The sequence below is a fragment of the Bartonella sp. MR168JLCBS genome, assembly GCF_042194175.1.
The window spans coordinates 1-990 of sequence record NZ_JBHIMP010000178.1; the positions used below are offsets into that span (position 1 = coordinate 1).

Annotated in this window: 1 protein-coding gene; it reads right to left on the reverse strand. The window is 42.3% G+C overall.

The genetic code is table 11. The features are described from left to right. Positions 1 to 246: 246 nt before the first annotated feature. Positions 247 to 990: FAD-dependent monooxygenase (locus tag ACFIK8_RS10160; RefSeq protein ID WP_375669352.1), on the reverse strand; the 744-nt coding region annotated here is incomplete at its 5' end.

Below are 990 nucleotides of genomic sequence, written 5' to 3' on the forward strand. Positions count from 1 at the left end.
GTGGGTTGAATATTGAAAAGGTTTGGCAATTTTCTAGCTTCTATCTTTGTTTTTTAATGTGGGAGAAGGGGAGGGTGCAATGCACGCGTTTTTACGTACTGGGATGGTGTAGGTTGTTGGAAACTTTATTGTCGTATCATAATCAGCTCTAGCAAAATCTTGGCACTTCAGAATGCATAAAGGGCTTATCTTGATAAAAGAGAGTCTTGTTTAGGCTACAAAAGGCACAATGGTACAATTTTTTTCTTAGAGTGGCAATCCGTGCAGCAGACGTGGGGCATGACGGGTGAGACCGGAGGCTTCTTGAATGAAATATTTTTTCATTTTTGGCGTTTGATTGACAATTCCAAGGCCAACATCGCGGAGCATTCGCAAGAGCAGGTTATCATTAGAAAAGAGTTGGTTAAGCCAGTCATTGCTCAGAGCCATACGTACAGTTTCAAAACGCCTCCAGCTTTGATAGCGTTCGAGAGCAATGAGAGATCCAATATCAAGACCTAACCGCGCTGTTTCAATAATCACTTCGGCGAGTGCGGCACTATCGCGTAATCCTAAATTGAGGCCTTGTCCTGCAAGAGGATGGATTGTATGCGCAGCATCACCAATGAGAACAAAGCGCGGTTTAATACATTGACGTGTTAAAGAAAGCTTTAAAGGAAAGGCTTGGCGTTCCCCATTCCAAGTGAGTTTTCCATATCGGTGACCAATACGTTTTTTGATTTCTGTTTCAAAAATAAGAGCATCAGGTTTGAAATAATATTGCGCAGTTTTATGCTGTTCATTCCACACCACGGCTGATCGATTTCCTTTGAGAGGGAGAAGAGCGAAAGGACCAGCAGGTAAGAAATGTTGGATTGCTTGACCATGATGGGGTTTTTCATGTTCAATCGTGCAGATGATTGCTGTTTGTTTATAGGGATGAGAAAAGTTTTTAAGACCTGCTTTTTCGCGTAATTTCGAATGTGCTCCGTCAGCTGCAATCAGCAACTT